The sequence below is a fragment of the Micromonospora sp. WMMD1274 genome (assembly GCF_049179035.1).
In the GTDB taxonomy this organism is placed as follows: domain Bacteria; phylum Actinomycetota; class Actinomycetes; order Mycobacteriales; family Micromonosporaceae; genus Micromonospora; species Micromonospora tulbaghiae.
Window position 1 is genome coordinate 4441840 of record NZ_JBMHMG010000001.1, and the last position, 22067, is coordinate 4463906.

Below are 22067 nucleotides of genomic sequence, written 5' to 3' on the forward strand. Positions count from 1 at the left end.
CCTGGTCAGCACTGTGGTGACCACCCCGCTGCCCGACCCGCCGACCGCCGCGTCCCGCCGGCTCCACGCCGTGCGGGCACTCTGGCTCGCCCTGACCGGCCGGGTCGCCCGACTGGTGGCCGCGGTGCACCAGGCGTGGCGGCGGTCGCTCCAGGTCCGTGTGGTCACCATCACGCTGGTGGCGTCGAGTCTGCTGGTGGGCGGTTTCGCCTATCTGATCGCCGACAAGATCACGAGCATCCTGCTGGAGAACGCCGAGACCGACGTGCGGCTGCGGCTGAGCAACGGCAGCGAGTACGCGGCCAAGCAGTTCAACCTCTACAGCCAGCCGCAGGAGGCGCAGCTCCAGAACACCATCGACGGCACCGTGAACTACCTGGCCGGCGGGGACCCCACCCAGACCAGCGGCGTGGTGGTGGCGATCACCGCCGACAACTTCGCCGAGTTCATCGAGCCGCGTACCACGCCGGACGTCCCGGTGGGCGCGGTGATCGGCGACGAGCTGCGGGCCACCGTCGCCTCCGGCAAGGTCGCCCACCAGATCCGTACCGGCTCGCTCGGCGGCGAGCGGACGAAATACCTGGTCTACGGCTCCCCGGTGCCCACCAAGTTCGGGCAGGTCGAGCTCTACTACCTCGTACCCCTGGCCCGGCAGGACGCGACGGCGGCCGACGCCCGGGCCACGGTGGTCGCGACCGGCGTCGCGCTGGTGCTGCTGCTCGGCCTGCTGGCCGCGCTGGTCACCCGCCTGGTGGTGACGCCGGTACGGGTGGCCGCGCGCACCGCGCAGCGGCTGTCCGCCGGCCTGCTCGACCAGCGCATGGTGGTCTCCGGCGAGGACGACCTGGCCCTGCTGGCCGCCTCGTTCAACCAGATGGCGACGAACCTGCAACGGCAGATCCTCCGGCTGGAGGAGATGTCCCGGCTGCAACGCCGGTTCACCTCCGACGTCTCGCACGAGCTGCGGACACCGCTGACCACGGTACGGATGGCCGCCGACCTGATCTTCGCCGAGCGCGACGAGTTCGACCCGGCGGTGGCCCGCAGCGCCGAGCTGCTCCAGGCCGAGCTGGACCGGTTCGAGGAACTGCTCACCGACCTGCTGGAGATCAGCCGGTTCGACGCCGGTTTCGCGGTGCTGGACAGCGAGCCGACCGACCTGGTGCCGGTGGTGCACCGGGTGACCGAGCGGCTGGCCGGCCTGGCCGAGCGGGTCGGGGTGACCATCGAGCTGGACCTGCCGGACACTCCGGTGATCGCCGAGGTCGACCCGCGCCGCGTCGAGCGGGTGCTGCGCAACCTGGTCGGCAACGCGGTCGAGCACGGCGAGGCCAAGCCGGTACGGATCACCCTGGGCCAGGACCAGAGCGCGGTGGCGATCACCGTGCGGGACCACGGTGTCGGCCTCAAGCCGGGGGAGGAGAAGCTGGTGTTCAACCGCTTCTGGCGGGCCGACCCGTCGCGCGCCCGGCAGACCGGCGGCACCGGGCTGGGCCTGTCGATCAGCCTGGAGGACGCCCGCCTGCACGGCGGCTGGCTGGAGGCGTGGGGCGCGCCGGGTCAGGGCGCACAGTTCCGCCTCACCCTGCCGGCCCGGGCCGGGGACCGGCTCACCACCTCCCCGCTGCGGCTGGTGCCGGCCGACGCCACGGTGCCGTTCGGCGGCCCCCGCGACGGCGGGCTGCCCGCCATCGGGCCCGGCGGCGTCGCGGCGCTGACCGCCGGACCGGCCGGCGGCGACCACGCGGAGGCACGGCCGTGAACCGCCGCGTCCTGGCCCTGCTGCTGACCGGCGCGCTGCTGCCGGCCGCGCTCGCCGGATGCGGCATTCCGCACCAGACCGACGTGCAGGTGGACGGCTCGGTGCCGGCCGCCGAGTCCGGGGCGCTCAACGGCAGCCCGGCCCGGCCGCCCGAACCGGCCGACAGCAGCGAGCCGGTGCCGTTCATCGAGAACTACCTGCGGGCCGCCGCCGCCGGGGAACGCGACCAGGCGTACGCCCGGGCCCGGAAGTTCCTCGCCGCGGAGGCCCGCGACCTGCTGCCGGGCAAGCCGCAGACCAGCGAGGTCGAGCTGACAGTGGTCCGGCTGCGGGAGAAGCCGGAGAGCACGCCGCCCAACAACCAGGGCACCAGCACCGTGACGCTCAAGGTGCAGCAGGTGGGCGTGCTGCGCGCCGACGGCACGCTCGGCCCGCCGGTGGCGAGCGAGACGCAGTACGTCTTCGAGCTGCGCCGGGCCGAACCGGCCGGCACCGGCCTGCTGATCACCGAGCTGCCGAACGTGCTGCTGGCCAGCGACTCGGCGATGCGCGAGTACTACCGCCCCCGCACCGTCTACTTCTGGAACACCGACCTGACCCGGCTGGTGCCGGACCAGCGTTACCTGCCCTCGTCCGCGCCGACCGAGCGCCGGATCACCGAGGTGATGAAGTGGCTGGCCGACCGCCCGTCGGACTGGCTGGCCCCCGGCGTGACCGGGCTGCCCGACGGCACCCAGCTGATCAACAACGCGACCGGCGCGGACGGCCACTGGGAGATCAACCTCAACATGCCGGGCGCCAACGAGCAGCGGCTGACCCGGCTCGGCACCCAGCTGGCGTGGTCCCTGTCGGACCTGGACGGCCAGGTCGACCTGAAGATCCAGAACCAGAAGCGGCTCACCGTCGACCTGGGGCGCGAGCGCGTTGCCACCGCCGCCTATCCACGCGGCGGCGACCCGATGCGGTTCGCCGTCTACGACGGCGCCGTCCGTCCCCTGGCGTTCGGCAACGAGTCGCGGGCCGCCGTGCCGCTGCCGCCCGCGGAGAACCGCAACGTGGTCTCCGCGTCGCTCGCCCGCGCCGACGACCAGGTGCTCGCCGCGCTCGTGGTGACCGGGCCGGACAACCGCAGGCGGCTCAAGGTGGGCACCGGCCCGGATCCGGTCACCACCCTCAACCCCGGCGACCGTACGTTCCGGACGATGAGCCGTCCCACCTGGCTGCGGTCGCTGAACAAGGCCCGCCCGGCCGGTCTGGTGGCGGCGGACGGCCGGCTCTACCGGTTCGACGGCGCGGGCCGGACGAGCGAGATCCCGCTGTCCGTTCCCGGGCCGGTGACGGCTGTCGCCGGTTCCCTCGACGGACACCGGATCGCGCTGGCCTCCGGCGGCGCGGTCTTCGTCGCCGCGGTCAGCGTCGACGGCGGCGTGGTCAGCCTCGGGCAGCCCCGCCGCGTGACCACGCTGCTCACCGGCGTGACGGTGGTGGACTGGGTGGCGGAGAACGAGCTGGCGCTGGCCGGCAACGAGGCGGACCGGCGCTCGGCGATCCACCAGCTCACCGTCGACGGCGCCTGGGAGACCCCGCTGGCGGTGGAGATCGGCGCCCCGGTGACCCAGCTCGCCGGGTATCCGGGCGGCGGCGACCGCGGCCTGGCCGCGTTCTCGTTCATGTTCGAGACGGACGGCGCGGCCTGGCGGAACAACCCGTTCGACTACGTCAAGCGGGAGCAGGTGCTCGACGTTCCGTCGGGCAGCCGGGCGACCAACCCGACCGCACCGTTCTTCCTCTACTGAGCCCGTGCGTGAACTGGGCGGGCTCTGGTCGGACCTGACCGACCTGGTGCTGCCCGCCGGGTGCGCGGGCTGCGGCGCGGGGTCGGTACGGCTGCGGCACGGCTTCTGCCCCGGCTGCGTGCGGGAGCTGGAGTCGCTGCGTCCCGCACCTGCCCGGCCCGATCCGGCTCCGCCCGGCCTGCCGCCCTGCGTCGCGCTCGGCCCGTACGGCGGCGCGTTGCGCGAAGGGCTGCTGGCGTACAAGGAACGGGGCCGGCACGGGCTGGCCCGGCCGTTGGGCGCGCTGCTCGCCGAGGTGGTCGCCGCGGCGGCGGGGCCTCCCGGCCCGGTGACGCTCGTGGCGGTGCCCGACACCGCCCGCGCCGCCCGGGCCCGCTACGGCGACCACCTGGACCGGCTGGTCCGCCCGGCGGCGGCCCGGTTGCGCGCGGCCGGCTGGCCGGTACGCGTGCTGCGCCCGCTCCGCGCGCTGCCCCGCACCGACTCGGTGGCGCTGGACAGCGCCGGACGGGCCGCCGCGGCCGAGGCGGCGTTCCGGTTGCGTCGCCCGCTCACCGGACACCGGCCGGGGGAGAACGTCGTGCTGCTCGACGACATCGTCACCACCGGCGCCACGCTGGCGGCGGTGAGCCGGATGTTGCACCGCGCGGGAATGGCGCCAAAGGCCGCGGCGGTGCTCGCCGCAACGCAAAAGCGGCACCGCCGGTGACGCTTCGTGTATCCGTTTCACCCCATGGTGTATGAGCTGTTAAATTTCGCGACCGCCTTCGGCAACCAGGGGTGACGGTTGGCCGTACAGGAGTTAGCGTTTCGGTGTCGGGGGTAGTGAGGATCCAACCTTCCCCCGGCACTGGAAGGAGGCGTAGCCGAACAACACCGGTCGACGCCGAGCGGGGCCCTCCCGGGTGCGTCGACCGGATCTGATCCGGACCGAACGACCGTCCGAACAAGGGAGGTCACGTGGACATCGTGGTCAAGGGCCGTAACGTCGAAGTGCCGGACCATTACCGGGTGCACGTAGCCGAGAAGCTCGCGAAGATCGAACGCTACGACCAGAAGCTCATTCGCGTGGACGTGGAGTTGTTCCACGAGCGCAATCCACGCCAGGCGGACACCTGCCAGCGGGTGGAGATCACGTGCGTGACGCGCGGCCCGGTGATCCGGGCCGAGGCCTGCACGAACGACTTCTACAGCGCGCTCGACGCCGCAATCGCCAAGTTGGACACGCGATTCCGCCGCGCGGCGGACCGTCGCCGGGTGCACCGCGGGCGGCACGCGCCGATCTCCGTGGCCGCCGCGACAGCCGGCCTGCCGGTGGCCGATCTCGACGGCCCGGGGTTGGCGGCGATCGACGGCCACGGCACCGCCACAGCGGTCGCCGAACGCCCCGACGAGAGCGGCTACACCGAACCCGACGACCAGCCGTGGCACATCGCCCGGGCGAAGGTCCACCCCGCCGAACCGATGACCGTCGACGACGCGCTGTTCCAGATGGAACTGGTCGGCCACGACTTCTACCTGTTCCAGGACAAGGAGTCCGGCCGCCCGAGCGTGGTCTACCGGCGGCACGCGTACGACTACGGGATCATCCAGCTCGGCACGTGACCCCTTGACCGGCGAGGACGGGCCCCGCGCAGGGGTCCGTCCTCAGTTCTCGTCCGTGGCCAGGCGGCCGTAGACCACCGAGTCGACACGGACGCCGTCCGGGCCGGGCAGCCGGCCGCGCAACAGCCCCTCCCGCCGGAAGCCGGCCCGCTCCAGCACCCGCTGCGAGGCGACGTTGTCCGGCCGGGTGCCGGCCCACAGCCGGGCCACCCCGACACCGAACGCCCACCCCGCGACCAGCCGGACCGTCCGGGCCGCCAGCCCGCGACCGCGCGCCTCGGGCAGCAGGCTGTAGCCGACCATGGCCTGCCCGGTGGCCGGCTCGTCGTAGAACAGCGCGCAGCCGCCGACGACAGCACCGGTGGCCGCGTCGAGGATCGTCAGGTCGGCGGCCTCGCCGGCCAGCCAGCGGCTCGCCGCCAGCCGGCAGCGGCGCTCGAGCGCCGCCCGCTGCGGCGCCACCGGCGGCACCCGGTTCGCCACCACCTCCGGCAGCGAGTGCAGCCGGAACAGCGCGTCCGTGTCCGCCGGCTCCACCGGGCGCAGCGTCACCACGCCGTCGGTGAGCCGGCCGTCCGGCAGGTCCGGCAGCAGGCGCGCCACCGGCCCGGGCGGGTCGTCGGCCAGTCGCACCCAGGCGATCAGATCCTGGCGTACGCCGTGGCCGTCCGCGCCCGCCGCCCGGCGTACGCCCTCGTGCCGGTAACCGCAGGCCAGTGCGATGCGCTGGCTCGCCACGTTGTCGACGCGGGTGAGCAGCTCCAGCCGGGCCGCCCCGGCGGCGAACGCCCGCTCGGTCAGCAGCCGCGTGGCGGCGGTCGCCACGCCCCGGCCGCGCGCCGCCGGCCCCACCCAGTAACCGATCTCGTACGTGGCCCGCTCCGCGCTGAGCCGGGTCAGGCCGATGCTGCCGAGCAGCCGGTCGGTCGCCGGGTCGGCGATCGTGTACGCGGCGCCACCGGCCGCCCACGCCGCGGGCGCGCCCTCGGTGATCCACCAGCGGGCGGCGTCGGCGTCGTACGGGTCCGGCAGCAGGGGCATGAACCGGCGGGTCTCCGGATCGGCGCACCCGGCCACCGTCTCGGGCACGTCCGCGAGGTGGCACGGCCGCAGCCGTACGCCGTACCCCTCGATCGTCTCCGGGGTCACGTCAGGTCGCCCGGCAGCAGCGCGCCGATCCAGACGTCCTGCCGCTCGCCGCGGTGCTGGACGCCGCCGCGCAGCGTGCCCTCGACGGTGAAGCCGGCCTTCTCGGCGGCCCGCCGCGAGGCGGTGTTGCCCACGTTCGCCCGCCACTCGATCCGGGCCAGGCCGAGCGTGGTGAAGCCCCAGGCGCAGACCGCGGCGAGAGCGGCCGGCAGGTAACCCCGGCCGCGCGCGTACGGCGCGGTCATGTACCCCACGTCGGCCACCAGCGGGTCGTTCGGCAGCAGGCGCAGGTCGACCGAGGCGACGTAGCGGTCGTCCGGGTCGGCCACGGCGAACGTCACGGCCGTGCCCCGCGCCCAGGCCGGGCGCACCAGGTCGCGCAGGAAGCCCTCGGCGTGCTCCGGCCGGTACGGGTGCGGCACCGTGGTCCAGCGGACGGTCTGCTCGTCCTGGCAGGTGCGGGTCACCTCGGCCAGGTCGCGTTCCTCCAGCGCGCGCAGCCGCAGCTCGGTGTCCCCGGCGGTGGCGAACAGGACCGGCTGCGGGCGGCCGAAGACCGCCGCCCGGCGGGCCTGGAGCGTGTCCGGACCGTAGGGGACCGGGTCGCCGGGCTCGGCCAGCTCGGCCGGGAGGAGGGAGCCGATCCAGCCCTCCGGGCGGCCGCCGGGGCTGGGGTGGGCCAGCCGCAGCTCACCATCGATCCGGAAGCCGGCCCGCAGCGCGACCAGCCGGGAGGCGTGGTTGCCGATCTCGGCCTGCCAGGTGAGCCGGCACAGCTTGAGCGCGTCGAACGCCCAGCGGGCGAGCGCGCGGGTGGCGCGGACCGCGACGCCCCGGCCCCGCGCCCACGGCGCGGTCCAGTAGCCCACCTCGGCCGAGTCCAGCGCGCGGTCGACGGAGACCAGGCCGATCGAGGCGAGCAGCTCGCCGGTGCCGGCGTCGCAGACCGCGAACTGCGCCGCGGTGCCCTCGGCCCAGGCGGTGGCGCTGATCGTGGTGACGAACTCGGTCGCGTGCTCCGGCAGGTACGGGCGAGGTACGGTGGTCCAGCGCTGGATGTCCGGATCCTGGCAGGCACGGTGCACCGCGTCGGCGTCCTCCGCGCGCCACGGGCGCAGCAGCAGGCCGTCCTCGATGATCTCCACAGGCTCCATTCGAGCCATCGTGCCGGATCGTTCGCGCACGGCGTAACCCGATTAGCGGCCGGTGGCGCACGGTCGCGGCGTTATGTCGGGTTCCGGAGCCCGGACCGCCGCCACCAGTGACCATCGTCGCCTCGGAGCGCCTACGATGGTTCGAGACCGTCTAGGGGAGCGTTGATCCGTGTCGATTCTGGAAAAGTTCCTTCGCGCCGGCGAGGGCCGCATGGTGCGTCGGCTGAAGGCCATCGCTGCCGCCGTCAACTCGATCGAGGACGACTACGTCAACCTCAGCGACGACGAGCTGCGCGGCATGACCGACCAGTTCAAGGAGCGGCTCGAGGATGGCGAGACCCTCGACGACCTGCTGCCCGAGGCGTTCGCGGTGTGCCGGGAAGCCGCCTCGCGGGTGCTCGGCCAGCGCCCCTACGACGTCCAGGTGATGGGTGGCGCGGCGCTGCACTTCGGCAACATCGCCGAGATGAAGACCGGTGAGGGCAAGACGCTCACCTCGGTCATGCCGGTCTACCTGAACGCGCTGGCCGGCAAGGGCGTGCACGTCATCACGGTGAACGACTACCTGGCCGAGCGCGACGCCGCCTGGATGGGCCGCGTCCACGAGTTCCTCGGCCTGCAGGTCGGCGTGGTGCTGCCCAACCGGCCCGCCACCGAGCACCGCGCGGCCTACGAGTGCGACATCACCTACGGCACCAACAACGAGTTCGGCTTCGACTACCTGCGCGACAACATGGCCTGGTCGAAGGACGAGCTGGTCCAGCGCGGCCACTTCTTCGCCGTGGTCGACGAGGTCGACTCGATCCTGATCGACGAGGCGCGTACCCCGCTGATCATCTCCGGTCCGGCCGAGCACTCCGCCCGGTGGTACCAGGAGTTCGCCACGGTGGTGGCCCGGCTCCAGCCCGGCACCGACGGCGAGGGCGACTACGAGGTCGACTACGCCAAGCGCACCATCGCGATCACCGAGCGCGGCGTGGCCAAGGTGGAGGACCGCCTGGGCATCGACAACCTCTACGAGTCGGTGAACACCCCGCTGGTCGGCTACCTGAACAACGCGATCAAGGCCAAGGAGCTCTACAAGCGCGACAAGGACTACATCGTCAACGACGGTGAGGTCCTGATCGTCGACGAGTTCACCGGCCGCATCCTGCACGGCCGCCGCTACAACGAGGGCATGCACCAGGCGATCGAGGCCAAGGAGGGGGTGGAGATCAAGCAGGAGAACCAGACCCTGGCCACCATCACCCTCCAGAACTACTTCCGCCTCTACGAGAAGCTCTCCGGCATGACCGGTACCGCCCAGACCGAGGCGGGCGAGTTCAACAAGGTCTACAAGGTCGGCGTCGTGACCATCCCGACGCACCGGCCGATGGTCCGGCTCGACCGGCCCGACGTCATCTACAAGACCGAGAAGGCCAAGTTCAACGCCGTCGTCGAGGACATCGCCGAGCGGCACGAGCAGGGCCAGCCGGTGCTGGTCGGCACCGTCTCGGTGGAGAACTCCGAGATCCTGTCGCACATGCTGCGCCGCCGCGGCATCCCGCACTCGGTGCTGAACGCGAAGTTCCACGCCAAGGAGGCGGAGATCGTCGCGCAGGCCGGGCGCAAGGGCGCGGTCACCGTCGCGACCAACATGGCCGGCCGCGGTACGGACATCCTGCTCGGCGGCAACCCCGAGTTCCTCGCCGCGAACGAGCTGCGCCAGCGCGGACTCGACCCGGTCGAGCAGCCGGAGGAGTACGCCAAGGCGATGGAGGAGATCCTCCCGACCTGGAAGCAGGCGTGCGACGTCGAGGCGGAGGAGGTCGCCGCCGCCGGTGGGCTCTACGTGCTGGGCACCGAGCGGCACGAGTCCCGCCGGATCGACAACCAGCTCCGCGGTCGCGCCGGCCGGCAGGGTGACCCGGGCGAGTCCCGCTTCTACCTGTCGCTCCAGGACGAGCTGATGAAGCGCTTCCGGGCCGGCGCGGTCGAGGCCGTGATGGACCGCTTCAACATCCCGGAGGACGTGCCCATCGAGTCGAAGATGGTCACCCGCCAGATCAGGAGCGCCCAGGCCCAGATCGAGGGCCAGAACGCCGAGATCCGCAAGAACGTCCTCAAGTACGACGAGGTGCTGAACAAGCAGCGCCAGGTGATCTACGCCGAGCGCCTCCGGGTGCTCAACGGCGAGGACCTGTCCGACCAGGTCCGCAACATGATCGACGACGTGGTCACCGCGTACGTGGTCGGCGCGACGAGCGACGGCTACGCCGAGGACTGGGACCTCGACCAGCTCTGGTCCAGCCTGAAGCAGCTCTACCCGGTCGGCATCACCGTCGAGGAGCTGGAGGAGGAGGTCGGTTCCCGCTCCGGCATCGACCAGGACTTCCTGCTCGCCCGCCTGAAGGAGGACGCGCACGCCGCGTACGACAGGCGTGAGGAGAACCTCGGCGAGGAGGCGGTGCGCCAGCTCGAGCGCATGGTCCTGCTCCAGGTGATCGACCGTAAGTGGCGCGAGCACCTCTACGAGATGGACTACCTCCAGGAGGGCATCAGCCTGCGGGCGTACGCCCAGCGCGACCCGGTCATCGAGTACCAGCGCGAGGGCTTCGACATGTTCGCCTCCATGATGGACGGCATCAAGGAGGAGACGGTCGGCTTCCTCTACAACCTGGAGGTCCAGGTCGAGGAGGTGGAGCCGGAGGCCGAAGAGGTGGCGCTGCTGGAGAAGCCGGTGGAGATCCGGGCCAAGGGTCTCAACCGCGCGCCGCAGCAGCAGGGCCTGCAATACTCCGCACCGTCGGTGGACGGCGAGGCCGGCCGGGGCACCCCGGTGATCGAGCGGCCCGAGCAGCAGGCCCCGGCGCTCGGCATCGGCCAGCAGTCCTCGGAGCGTCCGGCCGCCTCCACGCAGCGCCGTACCCCGGGTGCGGCGGCCGGGGCGAGCGGCCAGGCGGTCGCCGCGAGCACCGCCCGGCGGGCCGCGCCGGGCCAGGTCGACGGCGGCGAGGGCCCGTCCCGTAACGCGCCCTGCCCGTGTGGCTCGGGCCGCAAGTACAAGCGCTGCCACGGCTCGCCCAACGGCGGCAACTGACCCCGAACGAGCGCCCCGACGGGCCCCGGCCTTCCGGCCGGGGCCCGTCCCCGTCCCGCCGCCCGTCCCCGCCCGCCCTCCCGCCCATCCCCACCCGCCCCACCTGCCCCGCGATCTTGCAGTTTCGGCCATTATCGTGCCCGCTTCATGCCGTTATCGGGGGACCGAAAGTGCAAGATCGGCGCCGTGGAGGCGCGGGCGTGGGCCGGTGATCCTCGTTGGGCTGGTTTGTGCGGCGAGCCTCCCGTTGAGCGAGATTGGCGTTCCGCTTGGTGGGAGCGGTGGAGATCTTGGTAGGAAAGGGCCCCTATGGGGGCCGTTTGGTACCAAGATCTGGCCGGGAGCCGGGAGCCGGGAGCCGGGAGCCGGGAGCCGGGAGCCGGGAGCCGGGAGCCGGGAGCCGGGAGCCGGGAGCCGGGAGCTGGTTGACTGCGCCCGGTCACAGGTCGGCGCGGGTGGCCGCGGCGCGTCGAGGCAGGTCGGGGAGGTGACGGCCGGGCTCAAAGGACGTCGAGGACCAGGCACAGCCAGGTGCCTCGGCGGCGTTCCAGGCGTATTGCGATCGCCCAGCTCGCGCCTGCGGCGCCGGCGAACACGGCGGTGGCCTCGACCGCGCCCGCGCGGGGCTCGCAGACCCGCAGGCGCCGCAGCAGCAGCGCCGGCCGGGCGGTACGGCGGCGGACCGGGGTCACCCGGCGGGCCGCGCGGGTCAGTTCGGCAGCCACCGGCCCGGCCGACTCGGGCAGGCAGAGCGGCCGGAGCTGACCGGGCGGCCGGAAGCCGTTGACGATCTCCAGGAAGGTGCGCACGAACCGGTGTGCCGCGCGCGCTCCCTCGGGTGTGGCGGAGGCGAGGGCTGACGGCTGCGCGCCGGACCAGCGGGGCCAGGTGGGTGCCGGGTCCGGGGCGCGGCCGGCGGGGCGTGCGGCGGCACGGCGGCGCGGGTCGGCGAGGTCGAGCGTGAGCTGGCCGACGGGAGTCCAGAGCGGTTCCTCGTCGGTGCAGGGCGGATCGAGGGGCGGGGCGGGCCGGAGACGGACCGGCGGGCGGGGTGCTCGGGGACGGCGGGTGTCGACCATCTCGAATCCTTGCGTTTGCCTTCGTTTGCCTCCGACAGGCTCTCATCTTTCCGGACTGAGGTGACCGTCGTCAATGGCGGGCGGTCCCCGGGCGGTCACTCCTCGTCGCGCTCGCCGAGCGGGTTGCCGCGTACCCACTCGGCGGTCTCGGCGTACTTGCGCTCGATGTATTCCTCCAGCCGGGCGCGCTCGACCCGCCACTGGCCCCGGCCGCCGATCTTGATCGCGGGCAGTTCGCCGCTGCGGACCATGTGGTAGACCTGCGAGTCCGAGACGTTCAGCTCGGCGGCGACGTCGGACAGCAGCAGGAACCTCGACTCCACGGTGACTCCCGGGGTTGGTTGCGTTTGCTTCAGTTTGCCATCACCTGGTGAGATCGCCGCGCGCCCGTTCGGGAGACACACCGGCGGGACACTTCACCCGCGCGGGTGCCGGGTGTATGACGGTCTCGGCGTACGGCATGATCGGCGCCCGGAGTCGGCGTCCGCCGACGATCGGCCTGAGTGTGGGAGTGACCCGTGACCGACGAGCTTGTCCGGGTGTACCTGCCGGCGACCGTCCCCATGCTCGCCCGGCTGCGCGAGGAGGGGCTGAGCGCCGAGGCGGCGCACGCCGTGACCCCGGAGCTGCGCGAGTGGTACGCCGAGGGTGACGAGGAGGAGCTGGAGTACGTGGCCTTCACCCGGGCCGCCCAGGACGCGCTGCTCCTGCTCCGCAACGACCCCACAGCGCCCCGGCGACGGGTGGTCGTCTCGGCCGACCTGCCGGCCCGCGCGGTCGGCCGGGTCGACGGCGAGCTGGGGTCGAGCGTGGTCCGGCCGGCCGGGCCGGTGCCGGTGAAGTCGATCGCCGCGTTGCACGTGGACGGCGCGGACGCGGTCGAGGACGTGGCCGCTGCCGTCGACGTGGTGGTCGAGGCGCAGGCCGGCGACCCGGACGCCCAGTTCACAGTCGACGGCGCCGAGGACCACGAACTGGAGTGGTACGACGTGACCGAGCTGGATCTGCTGCTGCGTGAGGCCGGCTGACGGCCGGTCAGGCCGCCGGCTCGTCCTCGTCGTCGTCCACCGGGCGCGGGCCGAGCGTGCGTCCGAAGACGATGAGCGTGGTCAGCGCACCCACGAAGAGCACCCAGATCCCGTTGTCCACCCGTGAGGTGCCCAGCGCGGTCTGCGCCACCTCGTCGGCCTCGCTGAGCGCGGCGGCCAGGTCGAGCAGCCCGCGCCCGCCGATCCGGATGATCACCTCGGTGAGCAGCAGGAGCAGGCCCGCGCCCGCCCCGGCGACCAGGTACGCCGGCCAGCGCAGCGGCGACGCCACGCCGTCGCGGCGCTCCGCCCGGCGGCGGGACCAGGTGAGATAGAGGTACGCGGCCAGGCCGGCGAGCAGCCCCGCGAGCAACGATTCGGTACGCGAGACCCACTTCGCGGCGTCGAGCATCGACTGCTGGGTCTCCCCGGCGCCGAACAGGTCGGACAGTGGATCGCGGGCGCGGCTGAACAGCACCACGAAGATCTGCGCGGTGAGCGTCGCGAGGGTGATCGCCCCCACCACCCGGGCCTGGCGCGCGCCCGCCATCGCCCCGCCGATGATCGCTGCCGCCGCCGCGGTGCCGGCGATGGTGTTCGTGGTGGCGTTGTCCGCGTACGTCAGGTTGATCGCCACCGCGGTGACGAGCCCGACCAGGAGGCCGGTGCCGACGGCGGCCAGGAAGCGCAGCGTGGCGCGGCCCAGCCGGTTGGTCGCGAGCAGGGCGACAGTGGCGCCGGTGACCAGTGCCGCGCTGATGACGCCGGGCAGCGCGTACGCGGAGAGGCTGATCGCGGTGACGCCGGCCGCCGTCGAGTGGATCGCCTCGCGGGTGGACCAGAGCATGGCGGCCAGCCACCCGATGGAGAGCAGGGCGAGCACGAGCGCGCCCGGGGCGAACTCCGGCCGCCCGGTCGGGACGGCCTCGTCCGTGGCGGTGGCCTCGTCCGTGCTCGCCTCGCCGGCCGACGGCTCGACGGCCTCGGGCTGGTCCGTCTCCGCGGCCGTGGAGCTGCCGGGCTGGTTGCTCATCGTCTTCCCTTCGACGGTCGCCGGATCGCCCCCCGCCGGGCCGGGCAGGTCACCGGTCATCCAGCCTACGCGGCGCGCCGCCGCTCCTCGGGCGGGCCGTGTGCCGCCTGGGCCTGATCGACTGCGGTTCGCCGATGTGGTGGCATCCCCGGGGCTCGGACACCGCCGTTTCCCCGAGGTGGTGTGGACCGACGCGCAGCGGCGTGCCGACGAATCGTCAACAGAAAAGGCTGTGGCCCGATGTTTCGTCGGGATCGGGCGGGTTGGGGCCGACGGTACGGAGATGGCCGGGCTGTCCGGTGTGCCGGGGAGGCACGGTCCGCGGGGGCGTCTCGTGACAGAATCGGGCCAGGTCCCGCCGCCGCTGACCCCGCGGTGTCCGGCGTCCGGCCGCCGGCCGGCGCCCGCGGGTCCGGTTTCGCCGTCGCCGTCGAGATCGCCAGGAGCCTTGTGATGGACGCCGTGTTCTCCGTACCCGAGCCGATCAACGAGCCGGTACACACCTACGAGCCCGGCAGCGCCGACCGGGAACGGCTCCAGCGGCGGCTGGCCGAACTGGCCGCCGAGCGGATCGAGCTGCCCATGACGATCGCCGGCGAGCGCCGGATGGCCGGCGGCGCGTCGATCGACGTGGTGCAGCCGCACAAGCACGCGCACGTCCTCGGCGTGACCGGGCACGCCACCCACGACGACGCCCGCGCCGCCGTCCGGGCCGCCAAGGACGCCGCGCCGATGTGGCGGGCGCTGCCGTTCGAGGAGCGGGCCGCGATCTTCCTGCGCGCCGCCGACCTGCTCGCCGGCCCCTGGCGGGACACGCTCAACGCGGCCACCATGCTCGGCCAGTCCAAGACCGCCGTCCAGGCCGAGATCGACTCGGCGTGCGAGCTGATCGACTTCCTCCGGTTCAACGTGCACTTCGCCCGGCGGCTCCTCGCCGAGCAGCCGCTGTCCTCGCCCGGGGTCTGGAACCGCCTCGACCACCGGCCGCTGGAGGGGTTCGTCTACGCGATCACCCCGTTCAACTTCACCGCGATCGCCGGCAACCTGCCGTCCGCGCCGGCCATGCTCGGCAACACGGTGGTCTGGAAGCCGTCCCCGACGCAGCAGTTCGCGGCGCACTTCACCATGCGCCTGTTCGAGGCCGCCGGCCTGCCGCCCGGTGTGATCAACATGGTCACCGGGCGCGGTGAGGAGGTCTCCGAGGTGGTGCTGGCCGACCCGGACCTGGCCGGCATCCACTTCACCGGCTCGACCAAGGTGTTCCAGCACCTGTGGAAGACCGTCGGCGACAACATCGCCGGTTACCGGGGCTACCCCCGGCTGGTCGGCGAGACCGGCGGCAAGGACTTCGTGGTCGCGCACACCAGCGCCGACGTGGACGCGCTGCACACCGCGCTGATCCGGGGCGCCTACGAGTACCAGGGGCAGAAGTGCTCCGCCGCCTCGCGAGCGTACGTCCCGCGGTCGATCTGGGAGGGTGGGCTGCGTGACCGGCTCGCCGCCACCGCCGACTCGCTGACCTACGGCGACGTGACCGACTTCAGCAACTTCGGCGGCGCGGTGATCGACGACAAGGCGTTCGGCCGGCACACCGCCGCGCTGGAGCTGATCAAGGGCGACGACTCCTGCCGCATCCTGGCCGGGGGCACCGCCGACGACTCGGTCGGCTACTTCGTCCGGCCGACGCTGTTCGAGTGCTCCGACGCCGCGCACGAGACGTTCACCACCGAGTACTTCGGGCCGATCCTCGGCGTGCACGTCTTCGACGACGCCCGCTTCGACGAGGTGGTCGCCCAGGCCGAGTCGATCGCGCCGTACGCGCTGACCGGGTCGATCTTCGCGACCGACCGCCGGGTGGTCGACCAGGTGGCGGAGAAGATGCGGTACGCCGCCGGCAACTTCTACATCAACGACAAGCCGACCGGCGCGGTGGTCGGGCAGCAGCCTTTCGGCGGCGCCCGGGCCAGCGGCACCAACGACAAGGCGGGCTCCTGGCACAACCTGGTCCGCTGGATGTCGCCCCGGACGATCAAGGAGACGTTCGTTCCGCCGACCGATCACGCCTACCCGCACATGGGCTGAGACGCTTCGAGAGGGCCCGTCCCGGCCGGGGCGGGCCCTCTTCCTCATCCGACAGTGCACATCGGACCCGTCATCGGGTGCCGAAATGAGCAAATCCTGGACGCCAGAGCCGACAAAGTGGCAGCTTAGAGGGCATGGCGGAATCCGGAGTCAACCCGACGGCAGCAGCTCTGCTCGGTCTGCTGCACGACGGCCCGATGACTGGCGGCCAGTTGATGGCCGCCGCTGAGCGCCGGCTGGCGCCGTACTGGTCGATGACCCGCAGTCAGGTCTACCGGGAGCTGCCGGTCCTGGCCGAGAAGGGTCTGGTGCGTCTCGGCAAGCCCGGGCCGCGGATGAGCCAGCCGTACGCGCTGACGGCGGCCGGGAAACGGACATTCTCCCGCTGGCTGGCGGAGAATCCCGGCAAGGACACCATCCGTAACCCGATAGCGCTACGGATCGCGTTCGGTGACCTGCACTCGTCGAGCCAGCTCAAGAACCTGTACGCCACGGCGAACGAGTACCACACCGAGGCGCTGGCGGCGGTGCGGGAACAGGTCAAGAACGCCAAGAAGGAAGGCGACAGCTACGACGCCAGCGCGCTGGAGTTCGCCGTCGCCTACCACAAGGCGGCGCTTTCCTGGCTGAAGAGCGCTCCGGTCGGCTGACCACCTCCGGCGAACCCGCTGGACTAGGCAGCGCAGACTTTTCGCGCGTGACTGCGGGGCTCGCAAGCTCACTCCTCGCACGCGCCGGTAGTCTTGTCTGTCGTGACCGCTGCCGATTACGCCGAACAGCTCAAGGAACTCGACGCCACGCTGCGCAACATCGAGGCTGTGCTCGACCTCGACAAGCTGCGCGAGCAGAAGGCCCGGCTGGAGCAGGAGGCCTCCGCGCCCGACCTCTGGGACGACCAGGCCAAGGCGCAGCAGGTGACGTCGCAGCTGTCGTACGTCAACGGCGAGATCTCCAAGCTCGGTGACCTGCGCTCCCGGCTCGACGACGCCAGCGTGCTGCTGGAGCTGGCCCAGGCGGAGGACGACCCGGGCGTGCTGACCGAGGTCGAGTCGGAGATCGCCGGGCTGACCAAGGCCATCCAGGAGATGGAGGTCCGCACGCTGCTCTCCGGTGAGTACGACTCCCGGGAGGCGCTGGTGGCGATCCGGGCCGGCGCCGGTGGTGTGGACGCCGCGGACTTCGCCGAGATGCTGCTGCGGATGTACCTGCGCTGGGCCGAGCGGCACGGCTACCCGACCGAGGTCTACGAGACCTCGTACGCCGAGGAGGCGGGCCTGAAGTCGGCCACCTTCACGGTGAAGGTGCCCTACGCCTACGGCACGCTGAGCGTGGAGTCCGGCACGCACCGGCTGGTGCGGATCAGCCCGTTCGACAACCAGGGCCGCCGGCAGACCAGCTTCGCCGGCGTCGAGGTGCTGCCGGTCACCGAGCAGACCGACCACATCGACATCCCGGAGAACGAGGTCCGGGTGGACGTCTACCGGTCGTCCGGGCCGGGCGGGCAGAGCGTCAACACCACCGACTCGGCGGTGCGGCTGACCCACATCCCCACCGGCATCGTGGTCACCTGCCAGAACGAGAAGTCCCAGCTGCAGAACAAGGCCTCCGCGATGCGGGTGCTCCAGGCCCGCCTGCTGGAGCGCAAGCGGCAGGAGGAGGAGGAGAAGCTGGCCGGCCTCAAGACCGGCGGCACCAGCTCCTGGGGCGACCAGATGCGCTCGTACGTCCTGCACCCGTATCAGATGGTGAAGGATCTGCGTACGGAACAGGAGACGGGCAATCCGTCCTCGGTCTTCGACGGCGACCTGGACAGCTTCATCGAGGCGGGAATCCGCTGGCGGAAGCAGCAGCAGCTCAGCGCTGACGGTGCGTGATCACGGTCGGACTGAGCGCGTCATCGATCTCGGTCTGACCGGGTAAATCGACGACGCGCACCGCTTCGGCGGGGCTGGGGGCTTGGCTCTGCGGTTACACCGCGTAGACTACCGACCCGTGATTCAGCTTGAGCAAGTGACGAAGACGTACCCGAAGGCGTCCCGGCCTTCGCTCGACAACGTGTCCGTCTCGATCGAGAAGGGCGAGTTCGTCTTCTTCATCGGTCCATCCGGCTCCGGCAAGTCCACCATCATCAAGTTGCTGCTGCACGAGGTCACGCCCAACAAGGGCCGGGTCGTCGTCAACGGCAAGGACGTCACGTCGATGCGTTCCTGGAAGCGACCCCACTTCCGGCGTTCCATCGGCTGCGTCTTCCAGGACTTCCGGTTGCTGCCGAACCGCACCGCGTACGAGAACGTGGCGTTCGCGCTGGAGGTGATCGGCAAGACGAAGGCGGTCGCCCGCCGGGTCGTGCCGGAGGTGCTGGAGCTGGTCGGTCTCGGCGGCAAGGAGCACCGCTACCCGCACGAGCTCTCCGGTGGTGAGCAGCAGCGTGTCGCGGTGGCCCGGGCGTTCGTCAACCGGCCGCTGATCCTGCTGGCCGACGAGCCCACCGGAAACCTGGACCCGGACACCTCGATCGAGATCATGCGCCTGCTGGACCGGATCAACCGCACCGGTACGACCGTCGTGATGGTCACGCACGACTCCAACATCGTGAACCAGATGCGGCGCCGGGTCATCGAGATCGAGAGCGGCCGCATCGTGCGCGACCAGGCCCGCGGCGTCTACGGCTGAGCCGGACGACGTTCCGTAGACCCTGACGACGAAACCTCACGCCGGAGAGCCGGAGGAATATCCCGATGCGGATGAAGTACGTCCTGTCCGAAGTACTGGTCGGGCTGTGGCGCAACGTCACCATGACCATCGCCATGATCATCACAATGGCGGTGTCGCTGTTCATGCTGGGCGGCAGCGGCCTTCTCTACCAGAAGGTCGGCGACATGAAGGACCTCTACTACGAGAACGTCGAGGTCTCGATCTTCCTGAAGACCGATGCCACCAAGGAACAGGTCGACGCGCTGGGCCAGCAGCTCGGCCAGGACCCGCTGGTCAAGGACTCGACGTACGTCAACAAGGAGCAGGCGTACGAGCGCTTCCAGCAGATGTACGCCGACGCCCCGGACCTGGTCAGCGCCGTCAAGCCGGACCAGCTTCCCGAGTCGTACCGGGTCAAGCTGAACGACCCGGAGCAGTACAAGGCGATCTACGACAAGTACAAGGCCACCGAGGGCATCGACACGATCGTCGACCAGAGCAAGCTGCTCGACAAGGTCTTCGGCGTGCTGAGCGGCTTCCAGAACGGAGCGCTCGCGATCGCCACCGTGATGGCCATCGCCGCCCTGCTGCTCGTCGCGAACACCATCCAGGTCGCCGCGTACAGCAAGCGGCGTGAGGTGGCGGTCATGAAGCTGGTCGGCGCGTCGAACTGGTTCATCCAGGCGCCGTTCGTGCTGGAGGCGGTGGTGGCCGGTCTGTTCGGCTCCATCCTCGGCCTGCTCGCGTTGATCGGGGTGAAGGTGGTGGCGGCCGGCAGCTCGATGGCCGCCCTGGAGGGCCTGATCACCCCGATCTCCTGGTCCGAGATCTTCCTGACCTTCCCGCTGATGGCCGCCGTCGGTGGCGTGGTCAGCGCGGTCACCGCCTGGGTCACGCTCCGCTTCTACCTGCGGGTCTAGTCGCCCGTACGGCTCTGCCGAGGGCCCTCCCGCGCCGGAATAAACGGCGCGGGAGGGCCCTTGTGGTTCCGGTAGCATGATCTCCGCTCGCCGGCCGGTGGCCGGTGAGTCGATCAGGAAGGGGGTGGCGCCGATGCCACGGGAAAAGGGTCGCAAGGTGGTCGCCTCCAACAAGAAGGCACGCCACGACTACGCCATCCTCGACACGTACGAGGCGGGCATGGCGCTGACCGGCACCGAGGTCAAGTCGCTGCGGGCCGGGCGGGCGTCGCTCGTGGACGCGTTCGCCCAGGAGCGCGACGGCGAGATCTACCTGCACGCCATGCACATCCCGGAGTACGCGCAGGGCACCTGGACCAACCACGAGCCCCGGCGTACCCGCAAGCTGCTGCTCAACCGGCTGGAGATCGACCGGCTGCTGGGCAAGCTCAAGGAGAGCGGCCTGACGCTGGTGCCGTTGCAGGTCTACTTCTCCGACGGCTGGGCCAAGGTGGAGATCGGCCTGGCCCGGGGTAAGAAGTCGTACGACAAGCGCCAGGACCTCGCCAAGCGGGACGCCGACCGGGAGATCGCCCGGGCGGTGGGCCGGCGCGGCAAGGGCATGGGTGAGTGATACGTCCGGTTCGTCCGGCAGTCCGCGTCGAGCGGGCCTCGGGATGAATCCGGTTGCGCCAGGCGTTAGGCTTGGTGTGCTGCCGACAGGGGCAGCGCTACGAGGGGGTGACTGGTTTCGACTTCGTACGCAGCGACAGGGGAAGCGAGCCGAGGAAGCCGACGTCGTCTCGAGAATCGGTCGTCGGAAACCAATAAGCGCCAAGAACAATCGCGCTGACTTCGCTCTCGCCGCCTGAGGCGAGTAGCAAGTCTGTCGGCCTGGGAGCGCCTTCGACCCAGTCTGCCGGCATCAGCTAGAAGGCTGGCCAACCGGACCCGGTCGCGGGGTCCGTGCGGCGAGATCAATCAGCGACTGGGCCCGTCACACCAACTTGCTCGCGTGAGCGGTGGGGCCGAGTAGAGGCATAGCGAGCTGCGCTCGGAGAAGCCCTGACAAACCGGCGAAGGACCCGGGTTCGATTCCCGGCACCTCCACCACACGGCCTGTGCGCCTCGGTCCACCCGGACCGGGGCGCACAGTCGTCTCTGGGGTTGTCGAGACCGGCTGGGGCCTCTGTTGCAGACGGGGCAGATGAGGCGGCGCCGACCGCTGGACAGGCCCTCGAACCGGGTCCACCATCGCCATACGGGTTCGCACCCAGCAGCGGGAGGTGTCCCATGGTCACCAGTCCGATCCAGCAGCCGACCGCCGTGCTCCCGAGCGCCGCCGGTGACCTGCGTGCCCTCGGGCGGGCGCCGGCCACCGGGCCGCGCTGGCGGGAGCGACTTCTCACCGATCTTGACCCCGTCCGGCGGGGCTTCACCGAACACGTCCGCGTCACCGAGGGAGCGGGCGGCCACTACGCCGAAGTGGTGCGCGCCGCGCCCCGGCTGGACCGGGGCGTACGCCTGCTGGTCGGCGAGCACGCCGCGATCAGCGCGGCGCTCGCGGCGCTCCAGCACGCCGTACACCTGCCCGGGGTGTCCGCCGCGGAGGTGCGGGCCCGCACCCGCGACCTGTTGCGCGCGCTCGACCGGCACCGCCGGCTCGGCGCCGACCTGCTCTGGGAGGCCTACCAGGCCGACCTCGGCGGCGAGGACTGAGCCCGGGGGGAACCAGCCGGGACCGGCACGCGTCCAACCGGCATGCGTCGCGTGCTCGCCCTGCTCGGTATCCCGTTGCTGGCCCTCTCCGCCTGCGCCACGCCCGGCGCCGCTCCCGTCCGGACGCCGCCCACCGGTCCGGACCAGCGGCCCGCGTTCACCGAGCGGGCCGAGGAGGTCGCCGCGGGCTGGCGTCCCGGGCCGGGCTGGCGCGACGGGTACGTGCCGCTCCAGGACGCCACTGTGCTCACCGGCGACCCGGGCTTCACCGAGGAGACGAAGACGGCGTTCGGCGCCGGCTGGTACCGGGACCAGATCCCGATCCCGGCCGCCGTGCCGAAGGACGGCACGATCCGGTTCCCCGACGGCACGCTGCGCGTTCCGCTGGTCAGCGCAGCCGACGCGTACGCCCAGCTCCGCCAGGGCGACCCGCCGCCCTGCGACGGGCGACCGGCCGCACCGGACCCGGCACCCACCGGCCGACCCGGCCCGAACGACCCGGTGTCGACCTCGGCGCCGACCCCGTGCGTGGCGCTCACCGTGACCGAGGTACGGCTGGGCAGCGCACCGGTGTGGACCAGCCGGGGCCGCGCCGAGGTGCCCGCCTGGCTGTTCACGGTGGACGAGCTGGCCGTGCCCGTGGCGCGGATCGCTGTCGCGCCGCGCGTGACCGGCCGGGTCCCCGGCGGTGCGGTGCCCGGTGAGCCGCTGCCGAACGGTCTGGTGTCCGCGCAGCAGCTGCGTGCGGTCGAGGGCAACCGCGTCGACTACCTGCTCGGCGTCGGCGCCTGCGACGGCCCGCCCACGCCGCTGGTGCTGGAACGGCCGGACGTCGTGGTGATCGGTGGCGCGGTGGTCTCGCCGACCGGCCCCTGCACCGCCCAGCTCGTGCTGAAGCCGGTGAGCGTCACGCTCGACGCGCCGCTCGGCGGCCGGGCCGTGCTGGACGCCGCGAGCGGCGCCCCGCTGACCGTCCGGCCCGGCTGAG

General features: G+C 71.9%; 18 protein-coding genes, 1 other RNA gene and 2 pseudogenes. 16 read left to right on the forward strand and 5 right to left on the reverse strand.

Annotated elements, in window-relative coordinates; translation table 11 throughout:
* Positions 1–13: 13 nt before the first annotated feature.
* The 4 genes from mtrB to hpf all read left to right on the forward strand — a co-directional run bounded on the left by mtrB (position 14) and on the right by hpf (position 5163).
* A complete protein-coding gene (gene mtrB / locus ACN27D_RS21140; protein ID WP_420899536.1) occupies positions 14–1762 on the forward strand; it encodes an MtrAB system histidine kinase MtrB in 1749 nt (582 codons plus the stop codon).
* Positions 1759–3558, forward strand: coding sequence for an LpqB family beta-propeller domain-containing protein (locus tag ACN27D_RS21145; protein WP_120571510.1), 1800 nt, complete (start codon positions 1759–1761; stop codon positions 3556–3558). The genes mtrB and ACN27D_RS21145 overlap by 4 nt, the downstream gene beginning before the upstream one ends.
* Before the next feature lie 4 nt (positions 3559–3562).
* The gene (locus tag ACN27D_RS21150; protein WP_421499804.1) at positions 3563–4267 is read left to right on the forward strand and encodes a ComF family protein; all 705 of its coding nucleotides are present in this window, start codon (positions 3563–3565) and stop codon (positions 4265–4267) included.
* Between the two features lie 251 nt (positions 4268–4518).
* Positions 4519–5163, forward strand: coding sequence for a ribosome hibernation-promoting factor, HPF/YfiA family (hpf, locus tag ACN27D_RS21155; protein WP_357897901.1), 645 nt, complete (start codon positions 4519–4521; stop codon positions 5161–5163).
* Positions 5164–5205: 42 nt separating this feature from the next.
* On the opposite strand, the gene ACN27D_RS21160 is transcribed toward hpf, so the two are convergent.
* Both ACN27D_RS21160 and ACN27D_RS21165 read right to left on the reverse strand, forming a co-directional pair.
* A complete protein-coding gene (locus tag ACN27D_RS21160) occupies positions 5206–6312 on the reverse strand; it encodes a GNAT family N-acetyltransferase (protein WP_421499805.1) in 1107 nt (368 codons plus the stop codon).
* Positions 6309–7466, reverse strand: a complete 1158-nt coding sequence (locus ACN27D_RS21165; protein ID WP_421499806.1) for a GNAT family N-acetyltransferase — start codon at positions 7464–7466, stop codon at positions 6309–6311. The genes ACN27D_RS21160 and ACN27D_RS21165 overlap by 4 nt, the downstream gene beginning before the upstream one ends.
* 169 nt (positions 7467–7635) lie before the next feature.
* On the opposite strand from ACN27D_RS21165, the pseudogene secA reads away from it, so the two are divergent.
* Positions 7636–10288, forward strand: a pseudogene (secA, locus tag ACN27D_RS21170) (preprotein translocase subunit SecA); the annotation flags it as partial.
* Between the two features lie 107 nt (positions 10289–10395).
* A pseudogene (locus ACN27D_RS21175) lies at positions 10396–10545 on the forward strand (SEC-C metal-binding domain-containing protein); the annotation flags it as partial.
* Between the two features lie 500 nt (positions 10546–11045).
* On the opposite strand, the gene ACN27D_RS21180 reads toward ACN27D_RS21175, so the two are convergent.
* Both ACN27D_RS21180 and ACN27D_RS21185 read right to left on the reverse strand, forming a co-directional pair.
* Positions 11046–11624 carry an Rv3235 family protein gene (locus ACN27D_RS21180; protein WP_358169610.1) on the reverse strand — a complete coding sequence of 193 codons (579 nt, stop codon included), beginning with the start codon at positions 11622–11624 and terminating at the stop codon, positions 11046–11048.
* Between the two features lie 95 nt (positions 11625–11719).
* On the reverse strand, positions 11720–11947 hold the full coding sequence (locus ACN27D_RS21185) for a helix-turn-helix domain-containing protein (protein ID WP_013474124.1): 228 nt from the start codon (positions 11945–11947) through the stop codon (positions 11720–11722).
* Between the two features lie 195 nt (positions 11948–12142).
* On the opposite strand from ACN27D_RS21185, the gene ACN27D_RS21190 reads away from it, so the two are divergent.
* Positions 12143–12652 (forward strand): DUF6912 family protein, encoded by a 510-nt coding sequence (locus ACN27D_RS21190; protein ID WP_120571502.1) that lies wholly within the window; start codon positions 12143–12145, stop codon positions 12650–12652.
* Between the two features lie 7 nt (positions 12653–12659).
* Here ACN27D_RS21190 and ACN27D_RS21195 read toward each other — a convergent pair whose 3' ends face one another.
* A complete protein-coding gene (locus tag ACN27D_RS21195) occupies positions 12660–13685 on the reverse strand; it encodes a hypothetical protein (RefSeq protein WP_421501181.1) in 1026 nt (341 codons plus the stop codon).
* A gap of 453 nt (positions 13686–14138) precedes the next feature.
* Here ACN27D_RS21195 and pruA point away from each other — a divergent pair, with 453 nt between their 5' ends.
* From pruA to ACN27D_RS21240, 9 genes are all read left to right on the forward strand, one after another.
* Entirely contained in the window at positions 14139–15767 is a 1629-nt protein-coding gene (gene pruA / locus ACN27D_RS21200; RefSeq protein ID WP_358169613.1) for an L-glutamate gamma-semialdehyde dehydrogenase, read from the forward strand.
* Positions 15768–15901: 134 nt separating this feature from the next.
* On the forward strand, positions 15902–16417 hold the full coding sequence (locus tag ACN27D_RS21205) for a PadR family transcriptional regulator (protein WP_120571501.1): 516 nt from the start codon (positions 15902–15904) through the stop codon (positions 16415–16417).
* A 102-nt stretch (positions 16418–16519) separates the two neighbouring features.
* Complete coding sequence (gene prfB / locus ACN27D_RS21210) at positions 16520–17641, forward strand: peptide chain release factor 2 (RefSeq protein WP_358169615.1); 1122 nt, start codon at positions 16520–16522, stop codon at positions 17639–17641.
* A 118-nt stretch (positions 17642–17759) separates the two neighbouring features.
* Positions 17760–18440, forward strand: coding sequence for a cell division ATP-binding protein FtsE (gene ftsE / locus ACN27D_RS21215; protein WP_013284225.1), 681 nt, complete (start codon positions 17760–17762; stop codon positions 18438–18440).
* A 65-nt stretch (positions 18441–18505) separates the two neighbouring features.
* Positions 18506–19381 carry a permease-like cell division protein FtsX gene (gene ftsX, locus ACN27D_RS21220; RefSeq protein WP_091418746.1) on the forward strand — a complete coding sequence of 292 codons (876 nt, stop codon included), beginning with the start codon at positions 18506–18508 and terminating at the stop codon, positions 19379–19381.
* A 133-nt stretch (positions 19382–19514) separates the two neighbouring features.
* On the forward strand, positions 19515–19994 hold the full coding sequence (smpB, locus tag ACN27D_RS21225) for an SsrA-binding protein SmpB (protein WP_030271124.1): 480 nt from the start codon (positions 19515–19517) through the stop codon (positions 19992–19994).
* 103 nt (positions 19995–20097) lie between these two features.
* Positions 20098–20473: a transfer-messenger RNA gene (gene ssrA, locus ACN27D_RS21230) on the forward strand.
* Positions 20474–20653: 180 nt separating this feature from the next.
* Entirely contained in the window at positions 20654–21079 is a 426-nt protein-coding gene (locus ACN27D_RS21235) for a hypothetical protein (RefSeq protein ID WP_421499807.1), read from the forward strand.
* A 42-nt stretch (positions 21080–21121) separates the two neighbouring features.
* A complete protein-coding gene (locus tag ACN27D_RS21240; protein ID WP_421499808.1) occupies positions 21122–22066 on the forward strand; it encodes a hypothetical protein in 945 nt (314 codons plus the stop codon).
* The last annotated feature ends 1 nt before the right edge of the window (position 22067 follow it).

What these genes read in the sequence shown, in the direction of transcription:
- ftsX (WP_091418746.1), top strand. Translation starts at nt 18,506, where the DNA reads ATGCGGATGAAGTACGTCCTGTCCGAAGTACTGGTCGGGCTGTGGCGC.
- ACN27D_RS21195 (WP_421501181.1), bottom strand. Translation starts at nt 13,685, where the DNA reads ATGAGCAACCAGCCCGGCAGCTCCACGGCCGCGGAGACGGACCAGCCC.
- ACN27D_RS21205 (WP_120571501.1), top strand. Translation starts at nt 15,902, where the DNA reads ATGGCGGAATCCGGAGTCAACCCGACGGCAGCAGCTCTGCTCGGTCTG.
- ACN27D_RS21165 (WP_421499806.1), bottom strand. Translation starts at nt 7,466, where the DNA reads ATGGAGCCTGTGGAGATCATCGAGGACGGCCTGCTGCTGCGCCCGTGG.
- pruA (WP_358169613.1), top strand. Translation starts at nt 14,139, where the DNA reads ATGGACGCCGTGTTCTCCGTACCCGAGCCGATCAACGAGCCGGTACAC.
- smpB (WP_030271124.1), top strand. Translation starts at nt 19,515, where the DNA reads ATGCCACGGGAAAAGGGTCGCAAGGTGGTCGCCTCCAACAAGAAGGCA.
- ACN27D_RS21235 (WP_421499807.1), top strand. Translation starts at nt 20,654, where the DNA reads ATGGTCACCAGTCCGATCCAGCAGCCGACCGCCGTGCTCCCGAGCGCC.
- ACN27D_RS21180 (WP_358169610.1), bottom strand. Translation starts at nt 11,624, where the DNA reads ATGGTCGACACCCGCCGTCCCCGAGCACCCCGCCCGCCGGTCCGTCTC.
- ACN27D_RS21240 (WP_421499808.1), top strand. Translation starts at nt 21,122, where the DNA reads ATGCGTCGCGTGCTCGCCCTGCTCGGTATCCCGTTGCTGGCCCTCTCC.